Here is an 18447-nt window from a genome sequence, read left to right as displayed (position 1 = left end):
CTTGACAATAATCAATCTAAAAAATTAGAAACTTAATTATCGTGACTAATAAATGACTTTCAATTAATCAATTGTATGAAATGACTAATCTACTAGATAAGAAATAGTTTTGAAGAAAGAAATTGAGAAATGATTGTTTAATTTGAGAAGTTATGATTTATATTACAGCAAAGGAAGAAAGAAGAACGCTACATTTATTAAATAGCAACTTCAATTCAATCAAAAAGCCTTAATAATTAAATTTTGTAAAATCACTTAGAATAAACTGTTTCAGACTACATATTTTACTAAGTTAATCATGCTTTTGAGAACAAAATCATTATCCTAGTGATTATAACTTGTACCAATAATTTCACTCTTCTGTTAAGTAATTTCTTACAAAGTACAGAAATTTCTCAACCAACTTAGCTCATTTTCGCATGAAATTAATAGTGTGTTAAAAAGAGATGATTCCTTTACAGGCGAAATGAATATTAACAAGATGATCCAAAAATATTTTTACAATTCTCAACAAAATAGGTCTTCCTTAAAAAGAAGTAACCAATACTCCCTATTATAAAAAAACAAAACCAGGCATCATCATCAAGAGGACAATTTACTGATGCACCTGTAAAATACCCTGCATCCCCTATCGTATAACAAGAAGGAGTTGTACAATTTGAGTTTTTAATATAGCAACCATTTGCGGCACCGGGTATCCACTTGTAGCAACTATATTGAGGATCTACATTATCAACACCGTCCCATTCAGAGTACTTAACCCCTCCATAACCTAAATATAAGGGCAAGCCACTATACTGACTTTCTCCTGCAACAGGCTGTTGATACCTACGGGTACCTATTTTGCACCCATTGCCCACTTCTGGCTGTGCTAACAAATTTTCAAAGAATAGGCAAAAAACAAATAATATTACTATTTTTTTCATACAGGGATCAGAAAGGACAACTATGTATTGCAAAGATATAATATCAGAACTTTAATGCAGCAAATTTTGAGCTTAAGATTTACCTTAGCCGATTAGCATTAAAAAAAATGCATTCAAATATATCATACACATTCCATTTGTATTCATTTTGCGGTCATCAATCATTTACATAGTTTCAACACCCTGAATAGAAATAAGAAAAAAAACTTAATAGTTTTTTTTAAGAAGGATTATTTAGGTATAGAAATTTTAGTGTTTTTATTGAATATTCAAGCGTATGATCAGCAAAATATTGTTAACATTTACAATTTCTAATAAGCTACAGTTCTAACTGCAAATAATAAAACAGTTAAATGGTTTACACAATCTATACAGTTAATAGTAAATACATTATTAGCCTTAAAGGGACATATCATTATGATCATAATTATGTTGATCTTTATCAACGTCGAAATTATTGTCGTGAACTCCATACTAAGTAGTTTATGATGAGACTACCTAATATACCAAACAAAATAGTAGTATATTACTCAAACAAACGTTCTTTTATCGCAGGAGTTTTGTTATATTTTTGTGTCTTGGTAAGGTCATGTCTAAATCAAGTTTGCCGATTTTTCATTACTTGGCGCCTCAGATAATAAAACGAGCAGATAACCGGAAATAGTCCACATAAAAAAATGTAATCATCAAGTGGTAATGTTAAATAACTAAATGTTCTTTCCCCAATAGTTCCACCATCACCATTATCAACGTAATAATCGGAGTTATCCCCGCATACCAGCAATTTCAAGCTTAAATCTTTATAATACAACCTTTGCTAATGTAGCATGGCGAAACTCCGAGAACATTATTGACAGGATATTGATAAGTCTGTCCAAAAGCAGGCTTTAGAAACCACAAAAAGAACGAAGTGAATAATTTAAAAGCCCGCATAAGATATAATGTTTTAATTACATACAACCATTAGTTGTAAACATACTGCTTCCAAATTTTGATAGAATCAAAAAATCTTTTGCAGACATGTATTCCTACATTATAAGCGGGATAGTACATCAATATAAGCATTAAATATTAATTTAATAGCCTCAAGAAAATACCCAATACCTGATCAAGCCTAAAATCATTTTTCCATTAATTTTTTTTTAAGCATCTTTAACCCATATTTTACGTGTACTGTCAGTGACAGTAACTGTACAACATCCCGATTCTTGAATATGATCCCAACAAAAGCAATTATTAAATTTCTTTGTATCTTTTCTGTTTGCGCAATGCTTGCAAGCTGTGCCTCGCGTAAAGAACACAGCCTGTTTAATGCCCCAAGTGATATTGTAACTGACACTATCAAACAGGTATATGTAGTAAATGATCAGGGTATTAGTGATGCTTATTATAAAATAAAGGTGAATGATCAGTTGGCCATCCGAAATTTACAAAATAAAGAATTTGGTGCCACCGCTTCTACCAACAGTGGTACAAGCGGTAATCAAACAGCCGGTGGAACCATCAATAATACACTTTCTTATTTAGTAGATATTGATGGAAAAGTAAACCTTCCTGCTATTGGAAAAGTTGAGGTATTAGGCCTGAGCAGAAGAGATGCAGCAATAAAAATACAAGATTTATATGCGAAACAATTACTACGCGATCCAATTATAGAACTCAGTGTGGTCAATTTAAAGGTTACTTTATTAGGTGAATTTAGCAAGCAGGGGAATTTTTTACTAGAAAGGGAAAACACCACCCTAATTGACATAATTGGTGAAGCAGGCGGCATAAATAAAACAGCCGATCCTAAAACACTCAAAATTATTCGTGGCGATAGAAGCCATCCGGAAATTATCTATGTTAATCTAAATGATATCAATAGTTTGGCGAGTAAAAAACTGGTGCTTCAAAATAACGACATCATTGTACTTCAGCAAACTAAAAGTGCTGCGCTTAGCGAGAAGTTAACAAGCGTGAACAATATTGTACAACCTTTTCTGGTTGTAGTCAATTTGGCTGTATTAATCTTTACCCTCACCCGCTAATGGATAACACAACAACGATAACGACAGAGAACAAGAAGTTAGCCAGCCAAACCATCAATTACTGGAAAATTGCTTTAATTTTCCTAAGTAGATGGTACTGGGTTGCCGGAACGGTACTGATCAGTTTTATCCTGGCCTGGCTGTATGTACGCAGCATAACCCCTATTTATATCACTTCTGCTTCACTAAAGTTAGATGGCGATCAGCAGCAACAAATGGCTTCACTTCCAGGTTCACCGGTAAACTATCGTCCTTTTAATCAAAATCAGATACAGACTGAAGGGATCATTATGCGCTCAGAAGATGTAATTTTAAATGCCTTAAAAAACCTTGATTATAAAATCAGTTATTATCTGGAAGGAAGGGTACGCGTAACCGAACTTTATCCAAAACAACCTTTTCAGGTTGATATTTTAACCCAGGATTCTGTTAATTTCAGTAGGGCTACCTATTCGGTTAAACCCATTGATAACAAATCCTTCGAGCTATCAAGTAGCGACGATAATAACAAAAGTTCGAAAAAATATAGTTACGGCCAGGCAATTAATGTTGGCAACATGGTGTTTACTGTTAAAAGCGAAATTCCATCTGCCGGGAATTATAGCTTCAAATTCAACGGACTTAGAGATTTGTATGGCAGAGCTGCAGGAGGATTAAACGTATTTGAACAGGAGAAAAATACCAATATTATGGGCGTTACCCACACAGATAGTAACCCGGTTTTCTCTGCGAATGTACTCAATGAAATTATAAAACAATATGTAAAAAATGATGCAACACTTAAGAAAAGGTCGGCCAAACAAACCATTGATTATCTTGATAGCCAGATTGCCTTTTTAGATGCACAAGTAAATAAATCGGGGAATAAACTTTCTAGCTTTCAAAGCAATAACAAACTCATAGATCCAAATAGCGACAGGCAAATTGGGAGTTCTAAACTTGGTAATTTACAAAACCAGATTGCTGAGCTACAGCTGCAGGAACTTGGCATCCAACAACTAGAAACTCAGGTAAAAAATAATAAAGATCGGATTCAACTCAACCTTAATTTAGAAGGCACCAATAGCACGCTGTTAACAGGCCTGATAACCCAACTTAACGGGCTTATTATAAACCGGGAAAACAAGTTACAAAACTTTAATGCCGATGCTCAGCCCATACAAGATATTAACAGGCAGATTAATGAAGTAAAGCAGGCCATTGTAACCAATATCCGGTTGTTGCATGAGCGCAACCAAAAAACCATCAGTTATATTAACGGACAGATTGGCCAAGCCAATCAGGCACTTAGCAACATACCAGCCAAACAAAATGATTTCGCCAAGTTACAGAGCAACTTTGATATCAATCAGAGGATGTTCTCCATGTTGTTTGAAAGAAAACTTTCAGCACAGATCAGCTCTGCGGCAGTAATATCCGGCGCAACCATTATCAGCGTGGCACAGCCTTCTTTTTATCCTATTTCTCCAGTCCCTAAAAAAATCTATTCTTCTTACCTCTTTATGGGTTTATTTTCGGGCCTTGGCTTAATTTTACTGGTCAGGATTTTAAATCCTTACCTCTACGACATAGAAACCATTGAAGGCTTAACTACAACACCGATTATCGGGGTAATTTTAAAATATCCCAAAAAAGTTCAGCCGGGAGAAAGTGTTTTGTCAATAGAACGGCCAAAGTCAATATTTGCTGAATCGGTTAGGTCTGTGAGAACCAACTTAAGCTTTATGGCAAGCGATAAAGATACTAAGGTAATCGCTATTACTTCTGAAGTTTCAGGTGAAGGTAAATCATTCGTAAGTTTAAATCTTGCCGGAACACTTTCTATTATTGAGAAAAAAGTAATCATTATAGCTGCCGATTTACGTAAATCTAAGCTCCATCATGCATTTGGTTCTGACAACCGCATCGGTCTGAGCAGTTACTTATCTAAACAGGCTGGCTTATCTGATATCATCTTTACGGATGAACGGCACAACATTGACTACATTACCTCGGGGCCTGTACCTCCAAATCCTTCAGAACTTTTGCACCACAAAGCAATGGAAACGTTACTCGAAAAACTGAGGGAAACTTACGAGTATATCATTATCGATACTGCCCCTGTTGGACTGGTGTCAGACTCGATACCTTTGATCAGAAAAGCGGATGTTAATCTTTTTATTATCCGTTCGGGTGTTTCGAAATTCAGGGCCGCAACCATCCCCGATCGTTTATCAAAAGAATACGGGCTTAACAATATTGCAATCATCCTAAATTCATTTGGTGATGAAAAACTACATGCCAATATTTACACCACCAACTATGCACATAGCAATACCGGAACTTATTACTATTCGAATTATACCGGTTATGGAAAAAGTGGCTATTACGATGATGAGAAAAGCTGGTGGGAGTTTTGGAAGAAAAGAGGGTAAAACTTAAGCTTAATGATTGATCAAAATTACAGGTGGTACCCGGTTTATACGCGTTCGAGGGCAGAAAAAAAAGCTCATGAAGAATTAAACAGAAAAGGAATTTTAAGTTATTTACCTCTAAAAAAGACAGTTAAACAATGGAGCGATCGTAAAAAAATCGTAGAAGAGCCCTTGATTAAATCGTATCTGTTTGCGTATATTTCGGCTAAAGAATATGCAGAAGTTTTAATGACCAATGGTGTAGCCAGGTTTATTTATTTCTCCAGCCAAATCGCCTCTATCCCTGACCAACAAATCAATGATCTTAAACTCTTACTCGCTACAGATGCAGATCTTGAGCTTATTGATTATGACATTAAACCAGGAGAAAGGGTATTGATTAAGGCCGGGCCATTTAAGGGGATAATTGCCGAACTGGTGTCTATACAAAACAAACAGCGTATTATTTTACGTTTACAAAATATGGGCTACTCAATTAATATCAATACATCTATAGCTTTTGTAGAACCGCTATAGAAATGTAAAAGATTGGATGCTTGATGTGGAGATGGGTGAATAAAAGTTAAATTAATAAATACCGATGTTTAGGCACCGGTTTTATTCATAAAAATAATCGGTTCATTTTGAAACATAAAATGTGACTGAAAGGGCGAAGCTGTATCCAACGCACTTTATAGGGTTGAAAATTCGTCGAAATCAAAATACCAATGTGCCGTATAGCGGGTATTATAAATAGCAAAAATTCACTAGAAAAAGTTAACCAACAGGTAAAAGCCATGTGCGATAGTATGCAACACGGTGGACCAGACGACCATGGTATTTATATGGCCGAAAACGAATCTGTTTGTTTAGGCAATCGGAGATTAGCTATTTTAGACCTCAGCAGTAATGGTCACCAACCTATGTTGAGCCATAAAGAAGACATTGTGATTACCTACAATGGCGAAATTTATAATTATCAAAAAATAAGAATCGCATTAATCAATTTAGGTTATATCTTTAAAACACAAACAGATACAGAAGTAATACTTTATGCTTATCAACATTGGGGTGAAGACGCTTTTGAAAAATTGGATGGGATTTTTGCCTTTTGTATTTACGATAGGCGAAAACAATGTGTGTACCTGGTCCGTGATCAGAATGGGATAAAGCCATTGTATTATCATTTTGATAATGAAACCTTAACCTTTGCTTCTGAAGTGAAAGCATTCAAATATGCCGAAATCTCACAAGAAAACGAAAATTGGCGAATTTACTACCTTGCGTTTGGTCATATACCAGAGCCTTACACCACACTAAAAAATGTTTGCAGCTTAGGCAAAGGCTGCTTTTTAAAATATCATGTTAGAAGTGCCGGGCACTCTATTCAATCCTATCATGAATTTGAAAGCACTTCTTACATTAGAAACGAGAGTTATGCTATCGAGCTCATCCGCGAGCAATTGGGTAACTCCATCAAACAGCAGATGATTTCCGATGTTGATGTTGGTGTACTGTTTAGCGGAGGTCTTGATTCGAGCATTATTACCATTTTGGCAAATCAACACAATGGCAGTAGACTTTCGTGCATTTCGGCCAATTTTAATGAAATAGATTTTTCAGAAAAAAAACAGCGCAATAGCCTGCTTCAAAAAATTGAGGTACAAAAGATAGAAAAACTTATTACCTACCGCGATTTTGTGCAGAATTTTGAAACCGTTTTAGGCAATATGGATCAGCCCACTAATGATGGGATTAATACCTGGTTTGTATGTAAAACAGCAAAGGAACAAGGAATTAAAGTAGTACTATCTGGCTTAGGTGCAGATGAACTTTTTGGCGGTTATCCTTCATTTGACCGGATCCATAAAATACAGAATTTAAACTGGTTAAGTAAAAGTGTATTAAGGAGCATGCGTTTCTCCAACAACACCAAGTTTAAAAGATTATATTACCTCAGCCTAAATTCTCCTATTGGAGAGTATTTATGTTTGAGGGGCGTTTATTCTCCCGATGTAATAGCGGAGTTACTGGATATCGATATGAGAACCGTTATCGATTGCCTGGAAGAAATTCCATTGCAGCCCGGCATCAAAAAAACCAGTAACGAAACCCGGGCAAGCTGGTTCGAGTTTAACATGTATATGCAGAACCAGCTATTAAAAGATACTGATTTTATGAGTATGAGCCATGGCGTTGAGGTGAGGGTGCCCTTTCTCGACCGCAACTTTGTTGACCTCGTACTTTCTATCTCAACAGAGATTAAATTCAGCTATGAACAAAAAAAGAAACTTTTGGTAGAAGCATATAAGGAAGATTTGCCGGTTGAAACGTGGAAAAGATCTAAGATGGGTTTCACTTTCCCTTTTCAGGAGTGGATGAGAAAAAACAATGATATTGCAGATCCATCACGCTATCATAATAAACGGGCAAAATCGCTCATAAAAAGCTTTGGAGAAAACAAACTGCACTGGAGCTCAGCCCTGGCGTTATACAGAACTTACCATGCCAGTTAAAGTATTATTTTTAACCCTTAAAACTTTTAGTTTAACCGGCGGCATTGAAAAAGTATGCCGAAGTTTATCGCGAGTTTTATACGATCTGAGCGAAGAAGAAATTGTTCAATCTACCGTATATTCGATGTACGATAAAAATACGGACCGCGATTCGAGATACCTGAGCAAACAACAATTTCAAGGTTTTGAAGGAAAAAAAGAACGGTTTGTGGTTCACTCCTTTTTAAGTGGGTTAAAAGCCGACGTTATTTTGTTAAGCCATATCCATTTAATCAATATTGTCTATTTCATAAAAAAAATACATCCCAATAAAAAAATATATCTGCTGGCACATGGAATTGAGATATGGAAAAAATTATCAGATTCTAAGCTCAAGATTTTAAACCAATTGGATAAAATTATTTGCGTCAGCCATTTTACTGCACAAAAGATAATGGATATGCACCATATTCCAGCTGAGAAAATTGAAATATTAAACAATTGTCTAGACCCATTTTATCACCTCTCTACACAGTTTGAAAAACCGAAGGAATTATTAAATAGGTACCGTTTAAATGATGAGAATATAATCCTATTTTCACTATCGCGCTTATCCTCTTCTGAAAAATACAAAGGATATGATCATACGATTGAACTTTTACCAAAACTACTAGAGAAATACCCAACGCTAATTTATTTGTTAGGCGGCAAATGGGATGCAATTGAGAAGAAAAGACTGGACGAATTGATCATAAAAAATAACCTTCAGAATCATATCAGAATGGTCGGTTTTATTGATGAAACAGAGGTTACCGAACATTTTTTACTCTCTGACATGTTTATCTTGCCAAGTAAAAAAGAAGGTTTCGGGATTGTATTTATTGAAGCGCTGGCTAGTGGCCTCAGGGTTATTGCAGGCAATAAAGATGGCAGTGTAGATGCGCTTAAAGGTGGAACGCTGGGTGTTCTAGTTGATCCTGATGATCAGGATGGTATTCTAACCAGTATCTTCAATTTATTAAAGCATAATCAAACAGAAAGCGAGAAAAAAAATCTTCAAGAAAAATGCATGGAAGCATTTGGATATGCCAGTTATCTGCAATCATTCAAGAATATAATTGTAAATACTGACGATTAATTAAATAGAGTTTATAATCACCAATTTAAAAAGTTAATGATTTATTTTTTCATAAAGACTTTAATCAATGATTGAAAAAATTGAGAGCCAAAATTTGCTATTGGCAATAATCATAAGAGCCAATTATAAGAAAGAAGGCATTTCATTTTTTACACCAAATGATTTTTCTCAGCAACTTGGCTATATGAACCGGCCTAAAGGTTATTTAATAGAGCCTCATATCCATAACATCAACGAAAGAAAGGTTACTCTAACCCAAGAGGTCCTTTATATCAAATCAGGTAAAATAAGGGTCGATTTTTATGATCAGCAAAAGGTATTTGTCGAAAGCAGCCTTCTTGAAACTGGCGATGTTATTCTCTTGGCTTCTGGAGGCCATGGCTTCGAAATGATCGACGACAGCGAAATCATCGAAATAAAACAAGGCCCATATGATGGTGATAGAGACAAAATCAGGTTTTAATGTTCAAACAAAGCCATTTGTTTTACTTAGCTGAAACGAAATACTACTAATAATTTTCTGTTTAAATGTATTAAATACATGTCCGAAGCTAACGGAAAACTCTAACTTCACAAAATTTGGACGCAAACTTTAAATTCTATAGCAAATACTACGATCTTTTGTATCGAGACAAAGATTATCTGGCTGAGACAAATTACGTTGTTAGCCTGATAGAACAGTATAGACCCCAAAGCAAATCCATTATTGAGCTGGGCTCCGGAACGGGCAAACATGCAGATCTGTTATCAGCAAAAGGCTATCAAATTGTTGGCTTAGAACGAAGCGCCGAAATGGTTGAAATTGCCAACCGCTCAAAAGCGGCTCATGTAGATTTTAAAGTAGCAGACATTACCGATTTTGAAATAGGCCAATCATTTGACATCGCACTATCGCTTTTTCACGTTATCAGCTATCTTACAAAAAATCAGAGTTTGATCAATACCTTTAATAATGTGCATCGCCATTTAAATACCGGAGGCCTGTTTATTTTCGACGTTTGGCATAGTGCTGCAGTACACTTTCAGGTACCCGAAAAACGCACAAAAACACTTCGGGATGAAAACATTTCGGTAACAAGACATGCCGATCCTGTAATTTATCCCGAACTGAATATTGTTGAAGTAAATTACGACATCGTTGTAGAGGAACTTGGTACCGGACAACAAACAAGCATAAGCGAACAACACCCAATGCGCCACTTTAGCCAACCAGAACTAGAGCTCTTGGCTTATGCTACAGGTTTTGAAATTATACACACCGAAGAATTCTTAAGCAAGGCCTCTCCTTCTCAAAATACCTGGGGTGTTTGCTATACATGGAGAAAAAAAATAAGATGAACCCAATTCCGGTTAACACGCCGCTTCTTAACGGCAACGAGCTTAAGTACTTAACTGCTTGCATTGAAACAGGATGGATCAGCAGCGAAGGGCCATTTATAACCCAATTTGAACAGCAGTTTAGCCAATACATCGGTTGTGCACATGGCGTAGCTGTTAGCAACGGCTCTGCCGCACTAGATATTGCTGTTAAAGCACTAAACATTGGTCCGGGGGACGAAGTAATCATGCCTGCCTTTACCATCATTTCTCCGGCACAGTCGGTAGTTACTGCAGGTGCTTTGCCGGTGTTGGTAGACAGTGACCCTTTAACCTGGAATATGGATGTAGCACAAATTGAAGCCAAGATCACACCTCGCACTAAAGCCATTCTGATAGTTCATATTTATGGCCTGCCGGTGGATGTAGACCCTATCCTAAGTTTGGCAAAAAAATACAACCTAAAGGTAATTGAAGATGCGGCCGAAATGCATGGCCAAACCTACAAAAACAAAATGTGCGGCAGTTTTGGCAATATTAGTATTTTCAGTTTCTATCCAAACAAGCACATCACAACCGGCGAGGGAGGCATGCTACTGACCAATGACGAAGAATTGGCTAATCGATGCAAAAAATTACGTAACCTTTGTTTTGAACCTGACGGTCCTCGTTTTGTTCATCATGAAATTGGCTGGAATTACCGTATGACTAATCTTCAGGCCGCGCTTGGCCTTGCGCAGCTCGAGCAAATAGATGGCTTTATAGAAAAGAAAAGAAAAATGGCTTCGTTTTATCAAAATGGGCTTTCTTTCTTGAAAATCAGAGGCTATCAGTTGCCCAAAGAAAAAGATGACAACAGCGAAAACATCTATTGGGTATTTGGCTTAGTACCACCAAGTTTAGCCGAAAAAGAAAAAATAGTGGCATACTTAACCGAAAACAAGATAGGAACCCGTCCTTTCTTTTGGTGTATGCACGAACAGCCCGTATTTCAAAACATGGGCCTATTTAAAAATGAAAGCTATCCGGTTGCAGAAAAACTAGCCAGAAATGGATTTTACCTGCCAAGTGGCTTAGGTACTACAAACCAGCAACAAGAAGAAGTAATCAACAGCCTCCGTCAATATCATTCGGCAAATCCAATTCATTTAACATGAACAAACAAGAGCTGAAATGGGAAATAAACCCCAGTCATAGTTTATTAGATCTCAAGTTAGGCGAATTATGGGCATACCGCGACCTATTGATCCTGCTGGTAAGACGAGATTTTGTTTCGTTTTATAAGCAGACCATACTCGGACCATTATGGTTTTTTATCCAGCCCTTGTTTACAACCATTGTTTTCACTTTTGTTTTCGAAAATTTGGCCGGTATTTCAACCGACGGCTTGCCTGGCCCTTTGTTTTACATGGCTGGTATTACCGCTTGGAATTACTTTGCAGATTGCCTTACAAAAACATCAACGGTATTTAAGGATAATGCGCCCATTTTTGGCAAAGTTTATTTTCCAAGGCTAATTATGCCCTTAAGCATAGTGGTTAGCAATTTGGTGCGTTTTGCCGTACAGTTGTTACTGTTCCTTTTGTTTATGGCCTACTTCTATTTTATCACAGGGGCCCATTTTCAGCTCACTTGGGTTGTTCTTCTTTTCCCCATATTGATTATTTTAATGGCGTTATTGGGTTTGGGCCTGGGCATGATTATCAGCGCAATGACCACGAAATATAGGGACCTGTCTTTCTTGGTTACATTTGGGGTACAACTCTTAATGTATGGCACTACTGTTATCTATCCTCTTTCTGCAGCGATAGATCGTTACCCGAAATATAGCTGGATCATCAAACTCAACCCCATGACAACCCTCATCGAAACCTTTCGTTACGGTTTTCTTGGCAAAGGGTCCTTTAGTCTCGAATCGCTGGGCTATACGGCCTTGCTAACTGTAGTTATCCTCCTATTTGGCATTGTTGTGTTTAATAAAGTAGAAAAAAACTTTGTAGATACTGTTTAAAACATGAGCATGTCTAACGCAATAAAAGTAGAAAACCTAAGTAAGGCTTATCAATTAGGCCAAATTGGTACCGGAACTGTTAGCCGCGATTTAGAACGCTGGTTTGCACGCATACGTGGCAAGGAAGACCCTTTCTTAAAAATCGGAGAAACCAATACGCAAAACTCGAAAAGCACGAGAGATATAGTTTGGAGCTTAAGAGACATTAATTTTGAGATCGAACAAGGCAAAGCCGTTGGGGTAATTGGCAGAAATGGAGCAGGCAAAAGTACTTTATTAAAGATACTGAGCAAAATAACCGCACCAACTACCGGAAAAATATCTGGACAAGGCCGTATTGCAAGCCTTTTAGAGGTGGGCACTGGCTTCCACCCAGAACTGAGTGGCAGAGAGAATATCTTTTTAAATGGTGCCATTTTGGGCATGCGCAAAAAGGAAATTACCCGCAAACTTGATGAAATAGTAGATTTTGCCGGCATAGAAAGGTATTTAGATACTCCGGTTAAAAGATACAGTTCGGGCATGTATGTAAGATTGGCCTTTGCCGTGGCAGCCCACCTGGAAAGCGAAATACTGATTGTTGACGAGGTTTTGGCAGTTGGCGATGCAGAGTTTCAGAAAAAATGCCTGGGCAAAATGGGCGAAGTAAGCAAGGGTGAAGGCAGAACCGTACTTTTTGTTAGTCACAACATGAGCATGATCAACCAGCTTTGCAGCAGTTCTATCTACCTGAAAAACGGCATGCTCGAGCTTTACTCGAGTACCAAGAAAGCCATAGACAGCTATTTGGCCGAGAGTACGGCAACTGCGCATAAAAATCTGGAAATTGTTTTCAATGAAAACGAAAGCAACGAAAGTGTACAGCTAAACGTGTTTAAGATGGAAGCTCATTTCGAAAACTCAAGCGATTTTCTTTCTAGCAAAGACGTAAACGTACAATTTGGCTTTAAGATATTTGAAAAAGTACTGGGCTTAAGGATTGGCTTCGAAATAGTAAGCCCTTCTACCGATCTCTGTGTTTTCAGGACTTTTCATGATGATGATTACGAAGAGATGCTGGCTTTTGAGCCAGGAGAATACGTACTCTCTGCACAAATACCAAAAGACCTTTTAAACATCGGAGAGTATTTTATTTACCCAACAATAGGTATACACAACATCAAATGGCTGTCGTTTAAAACGCATCAGCTTCACTTAAACATCATTAATATCGGAGGTGTAAACAACCTATATTCAGACGAAAGACCTGGAGTACTTGCGCCAAAGATAAACTGGAACATAAATCATGGCAAAATTTGATATTTTCATTGCACAAAAGGTCATTAATCTTTTCCACAAGTATATTTTATTGAGGAGAGGACCGGCAGAAAAGGAATGGTTGAAGCACTTTCCCAAACAGCTCGCCTTTTTTACGCATTCGCTTGCCGATAGGATAAAAATCAATCTTTATAAAGACAGTCACCTGTCGAAATTTATCTATGATGGGTTTGAAAAAAAAGAGGAACTATTCATCCAGCAATTTCTAAAGCCGGGTGATGTCTTTTTCGATATTGGGGCCAATATTGGATTACACTCGCTCATTGCCGCAAAAGCAATCGGAAATGGTGGAAAGGCCTATGCATTTGAGCCTACGCCTATTACTTTCGACCGTTTAAACGACAACATCAGGCTAAACAACTTTGAAGCTATCATCAGTTCATTTAATTTGGGCGTATCAGACAGCAACGAAAAACTGTACCTCAATGTTTCGGAAAGTGGCTATGATGCCTGGAACTCTTTTGCCCCAATTAAAGAGATTACCTTAGAACAAAAAATTGAAGTAGATGTGGTTACAATTCCAGATTTTGTGCAGCAGCATAAGCTGGAACCAAAAAACATAGCGCTCATCAAAATCGATGTTGAAGGTTGGGAGCTCAATGTGCTAAAGGGGATGGAATCATTTTTTAACGACGATAGCTTTAATGCCAGCTTCTTAATAGAATTTACAGAAGAGAATGCCTTTAGGGCTGGCTATTCTTGTAGAGACTTGTATAACTTTATGGTAAGCAAGGGATATGAATGGTTTGACCTTAATGAAAAAACATTGCAGCTAGAACATGCCGAGTTAAAAGCCTACTATCCTTACGAAAACCTGATTGCTATAAAAAAGATCAACATACCATCCGTAAAGCAAAGGCTACATACGATTTAGACGATAATATTCCAATAATTTGATTGCGGTAAAACTAGAGGGCAGGTTAGGAAATCAACTTTTTCAATATGCGTTTATTTATGCTTGGGCCAAAAAGCTCGGGGTTTCCTTCTATCTTGACAAAAGCATAGAGCCAATTTTAATACACCGCTATTTCGAAATCAAGAACGACCGCTTTATCTGGTTGGACAGGAATATATTTCACATCAAAGGTTTTAAGAACTTTTTCAGTTTTTATTTAAGAAAATTCTTCTATAACAGCCTTAGCTGGTTTCTGAACCTCAAAAAGATCTCAACCACTGGTCGCGAAAAGGAGTTCGAACTTAACAACAAAACCTTAATCCGTGGTTTTTTCCAATCGGAATCTTTTTTTATTAGTGCCAGTGAGGAAATCAAAACCTTATTTGCCATTAACCCCTCTTTTAGGCAATCTTTTGCTGAGATCTTTAAGCAACTCCCTCCAGATTCGGCCATTGTAACCATTCACATCCGTAGAACAGATTACATAGGGCTTGATATAGTATTACCTCTTGATTATTACAAAGAAGCCATTGCCAAGGTTGCCTTAACAAATGCCTATTTCGTATTTATTTCTGACGACCCTGAGTTTGTGCAAGTAAATTTTGCCGACATTGAACCGAAATATATATCCAATCATTCAGAAATCATAGATTTCCAGTTTCTTATCCATGCAAACTGCTGCATCTTGTCTAATAGCAGTTTTAGCTGGTGGGGTGCCTACCTTAATAAAAACAATCCAACCGTATTGGCACCCAAATACTGGACCGGCTTTAGAGAGAAAAAAGAAGAGCCTGTTGGCATTACGATGAGCAACTGGCAATTAATAGAGATCAAATGACTTTAGCACCTATCATCCTTTTTGTATACAATAGGCCAGAAAATACGGCAATCTTATTAGAATCGTTGGCTAAAAATATTTTAGCAAAAGACTCTACGCTTTATATCTATGCCGATGGTCCGAAGGAAGATGCTACACCGGCACAGCTCAAAAAAGTAAGAGAGACTAGAGAATTGATTAAGAGCAGCAACTGGTGCGGACAAAACATTATAGTAGAATCGGAAATCAACATTGGTTTGGCCAAGTCTATCATCAATGGGGTTACCCAACTCGTTAACGAGCATGGCAGAGTCATTGTATTAGAAGACGACCTCAAGCTCTCTCCTTATTTTCTGAGCTACATGAACGATTCGCTAGAAAAATACAAGGACGACAAACAAGTAGGCCAAATTGGAGCCTGTAATTTTTTTGCCTGTGGCAACAAATATCCCAGTGCTTTTTTTGTTCCTTCGACCGATTGTTGGGGCTGGGCAACATGGGCAGACAGGTGGGCCAAATACGAGTATGATGCAACCACCTTATACGAGCAACTGAAAAAAAACAACCTGTTAGATCAGTTCAACCTGCATGGCAATGCCAAAATGGAAGACATGCTGTTGGCACAAATCAATAAAGAAATTAATACATGGGATATCCAATGGCTTGCGGTAAACACTTTAAACAATTGGTTTGTGCTTTATCCAAATCCATCTGCCTCGCAACATATTTTTTTAGGCAATGCCACGCACAATACTTCTAACATTGTTCCTCCCCTATTGGAAGCCTATCCTTTAAGCGAAAAGGTTAAAATCGAGACTGTAAATCATGTAATGAAGGCCATGGAATTAGGCTATAGTGGACATGGAGACTATTATGGAAAACCGCTTCAATCAAATTCAGTTCTTTGGAGACTTACTAATCGAATAATAAAGAAAATACTCTCCTTTTTTCAAAGCAAAAAATGAGCACTTTAAAATCGTTAGCCAAAAAGTTATTGAATTGGGTGGGACTTCATATTACCCCAATTGACAAAACAGATCCCAACAAAATTATTAAACGTAAAGTTGGCAATTTCTCCTTGTTAATGAACTATGGGCATATTTATAATTCGAAATTTCTGAACAGAAATTATGATAAGAATTTGTCCCGCTTAGCGCAAACCATCCAATCGAAATATCCTGACCTCAGTATTATCGACATCGGTGCAAATATTGGAGATACTGTAGCTATGATCAAAAGTGTAATTGATGTTCCAATAATTTGTATTGAGGGCGACAAGACATATTATTATATGTTAGCCAAAAACATTGAGCAGTTTGAAGGCGTAAAAATCATAAATAAATTTCTGGGCGAAAAAACACCTGATATTCAGGCCAAAACAATCCAAACACATGGTTCATTAAAAATTGATACCACAGTAAAACAGAGCAACATACAAATAGAAACGTTGGATGAGCTTGTAAACAAAAATCCACATTGGTTTCTAACCAGCAAGCTTTTAAAAATTGATACCGACGGATTTGATGTAAAGGTTTTAATGGGCTCGATGGAATTTATAGCAAATCAAAACCCCGTTTTATTTTTTGAGTATTCTGAACAACACTTAAAAAATGTTGGTGATGATACACTCCATATTTTTGAGATGCTTGAAGGGCTTAATTATAACCATCTCATTTTCTACGATCACACAGGACGGCTTATCCTTTCAAGCAAAATACAAGACAAGCATATTATAGCGCATTTGCACAACTACATTGCAAATTACAATGTAACTCTTCCTTTTTTAGACATAGCTGCATTTCATGAAAGCGACAAAGATATCTTTGAAGAAATAAAGACAATAGAAACTCAAATCAACAGAAGTTCTGCTAACGACCTGATTTATAATGTATAAATTAAAAATAGGAATACCGATTAGTGCCGACTACAGTCCAAATGCAGGTGGAGGCTATTCGTATATTACACAATTGATTGAGGCTATAGACAACCATCATTTTAACGATGAAATAGCAATTGTTTTTATCAATTACGAAGGCAAACAGTTAGCTACAAAACACCAGTTGCTGTCGTTCCATCCTTTCCAAAAGCGTAGTTCGGCCGACATTTTTAGAAAAGCAAAAATGCTGTTGCTTAAAAAAAGTGGCATTTTTAAAAACTGGCTCAATAAATTGGAACTGCAACATTCCGAAGCAAGAAATGCAAATATTGTAAAGACCTTAGAAGCTAATGAAATTAAGGTTTTGCTTTATACCAGCCCTGAGGGACATACATTTAATTTCCCCTTCATCACCATCCATTGGGACATTGGCCACCTGTCTACTTTCATGTTCCCAGAGTTTGTTGCCGATTTTAAAAACAGGTGTGGCTATTATCAGGATATTTTGCCCAAAGCTTTGTTTATTCTTACAGAAACCGAAGCCGGAAAGCAAGAACTTGCCAATTATACAACTATCAATCCGACGAGGATAGAAGTTATGCCGATCTTTCCTGGCAAAGTAATAACAGAACAGGTTGAACAGCAGGCACAGGAAACCATTCTGCAAAATTTCGGCCTCAACGATAAAAATTTTTTTATTTATCCGGCCCAATTTTGGGCACATAAAAACCATACGCTTTTAATAGATGCTTTCGAAACTTTGCTGACCGTGCACCCTGATACCCATTTGGTATTTACCGGTTCGGATAAGGGTAATTTGAAGTACATCAAAAACTATATTCAATCTAGGCATTTAGAAGAGCGCGTTAAAAACCTTGGATTTATCTCAAATACAGAACTTTACACACTTTACAAAAATGCAGTGGCGCTGGTAATGCCAACCTTTTTGGGGCCTTCTAATATGCCTCCTTTAGAAGCGGCAAATTTGAACTGCCAGGTTTTGGTGAGCGATTTGCCTGGGCATAGGGAATTGTTAGGCAGTTACGCCACTTATTTTGATCCTTTAGATCATAAATCGTTAAGCAAACTGATGATTTCGGCATTGGAACATACAACAGATCAGGCATCCTTTCCTAATCCTAACATATTTACGATTAAAAACGCCATTCAGAAATTAGAACAGGTTCTGTTAAAAACCGCTTCTATTCGCAAAAACTGGTCATGATTTTTCA

The 18447-nt window shown here is 37.2% G+C and carries 16 protein-coding genes; 15 read left to right on the top strand and 1 reads right to left on the bottom strand.

The window, feature by feature from the left end:
* Positions 1–473 precede the first annotated feature (473 nt).
* Positions 474–926: a hypothetical protein gene (locus tag U859_RS0116660; protein ID WP_025144472.1), complete on the bottom strand. Its 453-nt coding sequence runs from the start codon at positions 924–926 to the stop codon at positions 474–476.
* 1268 nt (positions 927–2194) lie between these two features.
* Here U859_RS0116660 and U859_RS0116655 point away from each other — a divergent pair.
* The 15 genes from U859_RS0116655 to U859_RS0116585 all read left to right on the top strand — a co-directional run bounded on the left by U859_RS0116655 (position 2195) and on the right by U859_RS0116585 (position 18440).
* Entirely contained in the window at positions 2195–2956 is a 762-nt protein-coding gene (locus tag U859_RS0116655) for a polysaccharide biosynthesis/export family protein (protein ID WP_025144471.1), read from the top strand.
* Positions 2956–5370: a GumC family protein gene (locus U859_RS0116650; RefSeq protein WP_025144470.1), complete on the top strand. Its 2415-nt coding sequence runs from the start codon at positions 2956–2958 to the stop codon at positions 5368–5370. The genes U859_RS0116655 and U859_RS0116650 overlap by 1 nt, the downstream gene beginning before the upstream one ends.
* 12 nt (positions 5371–5382) lie before the next feature.
* Positions 5383–5886 (top strand): UpxY family transcription antiterminator, encoded by a 504-nt coding sequence (locus U859_RS0116645; protein WP_025144469.1) that lies wholly within the window; start codon positions 5383–5385, stop codon positions 5884–5886.
* A 191-nt stretch (positions 5887–6077) separates the two neighbouring features.
* Positions 6078–7865, top strand: a complete 1788-nt coding sequence (gene asnB, locus U859_RS0116640; protein ID WP_025144468.1) for an asparagine synthase (glutamine-hydrolyzing) — start codon at positions 6078–6080, stop codon at positions 7863–7865.
* 124 nt (positions 7866–7989) lie between these two features.
* On the top strand, positions 7990–8982 hold the full coding sequence (locus U859_RS0116635; RefSeq protein WP_162799966.1) for a glycosyltransferase family 4 protein: 993 nt from the start codon (positions 7990–7992) through the stop codon (positions 8980–8982).
* A 67-nt stretch (positions 8983–9049) separates the two neighbouring features.
* Positions 9050–9445 (top strand): hypothetical protein, encoded by a 396-nt coding sequence (locus U859_RS0116630; RefSeq protein ID WP_029985866.1) that lies wholly within the window; start codon positions 9050–9052, stop codon positions 9443–9445.
* 116 nt (positions 9446–9561) lie between these two features.
* Positions 9562–10320, top strand: coding sequence for a class I SAM-dependent DNA methyltransferase (locus tag U859_RS0116625; protein WP_025144466.1), 759 nt, complete (start codon positions 9562–9564; stop codon positions 10318–10320).
* On the top strand, positions 10299–11456 hold the full coding sequence (locus U859_RS0116620; protein WP_205314409.1) for a DegT/DnrJ/EryC1/StrS family aminotransferase: 1158 nt from the start codon (positions 10299–10301) through the stop codon (positions 11454–11456). Before U859_RS0116625 ends, U859_RS0116620 begins: the two co-directional genes overlap by 22 nt.
* The gene (locus U859_RS0116615; RefSeq protein ID WP_025144464.1) at positions 11453–12310 is read left to right on the top strand and encodes an ABC transporter permease; all 858 of its coding nucleotides are present in this window, start codon (positions 11453–11455) and stop codon (positions 12308–12310) included. Before U859_RS0116620 ends, U859_RS0116615 begins: the two co-directional genes overlap by 4 nt.
* A gap of 9 nt (positions 12311–12319) precedes the next feature.
* Complete coding sequence (locus tag U859_RS32395; RefSeq protein ID WP_025144463.1) at positions 12320–13609, top strand: ABC transporter ATP-binding protein; 1290 nt, start codon at positions 12320–12322, stop codon at positions 13607–13609.
* Entirely contained in the window at positions 13596–14501 is a 906-nt protein-coding gene (locus tag U859_RS31185; protein WP_025144462.1) for an FkbM family methyltransferase, read from the top strand. The genes U859_RS32395 and U859_RS31185 overlap by 14 nt, the downstream gene beginning before the upstream one ends.
* Positions 14502–14520: 19 nt before the next feature.
* Entirely contained in the window at positions 14521–15360 is an 840-nt protein-coding gene (locus U859_RS0116600; RefSeq protein WP_025144461.1) for an alpha-1,2-fucosyltransferase, read from the top strand.
* Complete coding sequence (locus U859_RS0116595) at positions 15357–16304, top strand: glycosyltransferase (RefSeq protein WP_025144460.1); 948 nt, start codon at positions 15357–15359, stop codon at positions 16302–16304. The genes U859_RS0116600 and U859_RS0116595 overlap by 4 nt, the downstream gene beginning before the upstream one ends.
* A complete protein-coding gene (locus U859_RS0116590; RefSeq protein WP_025144459.1) occupies positions 16301–17233 on the top strand; it encodes an FkbM family methyltransferase in 933 nt (310 codons plus the stop codon). The genes U859_RS0116595 and U859_RS0116590 overlap by 4 nt, the downstream gene beginning before the upstream one ends.
* On the top strand, positions 17226–18440 hold the full coding sequence (locus U859_RS0116585) for a glycosyltransferase family 4 protein (protein WP_025144458.1): 1215 nt from the start codon (positions 17226–17228) through the stop codon (positions 18438–18440). Before U859_RS0116590 ends, U859_RS0116585 begins: the two co-directional genes overlap by 8 nt.
* Positions 18441–18447 lie beyond the last annotated feature (7 nt).

Origin of the sequence: Pedobacter jeongneungensis (assembly GCF_000633455.1) — a bacterium.
In the GTDB taxonomy this organism is placed as follows: domain Bacteria; phylum Bacteroidota; class Bacteroidia; order Sphingobacteriales; family Sphingobacteriaceae; genus Pedobacter; species Pedobacter jeongneungensis_A.
The sequence above is the reverse complement of the archived record's forward strand: the minus strand, read 5'-3'. Positions and strand labels throughout refer to the sequence as shown.

Excerpts from the sequence above, each read along its gene's own strand:
- U859_RS0116660 (WP_025144472.1), bottom strand. The coding sequence starts at position 926 with ATGAAAAAAATAGTAATATTATTTGTTTTTTGCCTATTCTTTGAAAAT.
- U859_RS0116655 (WP_025144471.1), top strand. The coding sequence starts at position 2,195 with ATGCTTGCAAGCTGTGCCTCGCGTAAAGAACACAGCCTGTTTAATGCC.
- U859_RS0116650 (WP_025144470.1), top strand. The coding sequence starts at position 2,956 with ATGGATAACACAACAACGATAACGACAGAGAACAAGAAGTTAGCCAGC.
- U859_RS0116645 (WP_025144469.1), top strand. The coding sequence starts at position 5,383 with ATGATTGATCAAAATTACAGGTGGTACCCGGTTTATACGCGTTCGAGG.
- asnB (WP_025144468.1), top strand. The coding sequence starts at position 6,078 with ATGTGCCGTATAGCGGGTATTATAAATAGCAAAAATTCACTAGAAAAA.
- U859_RS0116635 (WP_162799966.1), top strand. The coding sequence starts at position 7,990 with ATGTACGATAAAAATACGGACCGCGATTCGAGATACCTGAGCAAACAA.
- U859_RS0116630 (WP_029985866.1), top strand. The coding sequence starts at position 9,050 with ATGATTGAAAAAATTGAGAGCCAAAATTTGCTATTGGCAATAATCATA.
- U859_RS0116620 (WP_205314409.1), top strand. The coding sequence starts at position 10,299 with ATGGAGAAAAAAAATAAGATGAACCCAATTCCGGTTAACACGCCGCTT.
- U859_RS0116615 (WP_025144464.1), top strand. The coding sequence starts at position 11,453 with ATGAACAAACAAGAGCTGAAATGGGAAATAAACCCCAGTCATAGTTTA.
- U859_RS32395 (WP_025144463.1), top strand. The coding sequence starts at position 12,320 with ATGTCTAACGCAATAAAAGTAGAAAACCTAAGTAAGGCTTATCAATTA.
- U859_RS31185 (WP_025144462.1), top strand. The coding sequence starts at position 13,596 with ATGGCAAAATTTGATATTTTCATTGCACAAAAGGTCATTAATCTTTTC.
- U859_RS0116595 (WP_025144460.1), top strand. The coding sequence starts at position 15,357 with ATGACTTTAGCACCTATCATCCTTTTTGTATACAATAGGCCAGAAAAT.
- U859_RS0116590 (WP_025144459.1), top strand. The coding sequence starts at position 16,301 with ATGAGCACTTTAAAATCGTTAGCCAAAAAGTTATTGAATTGGGTGGGA.
- U859_RS0116585 (WP_025144458.1), top strand. The coding sequence starts at position 17,226 with ATGTATAAATTAAAAATAGGAATACCGATTAGTGCCGACTACAGTCCA.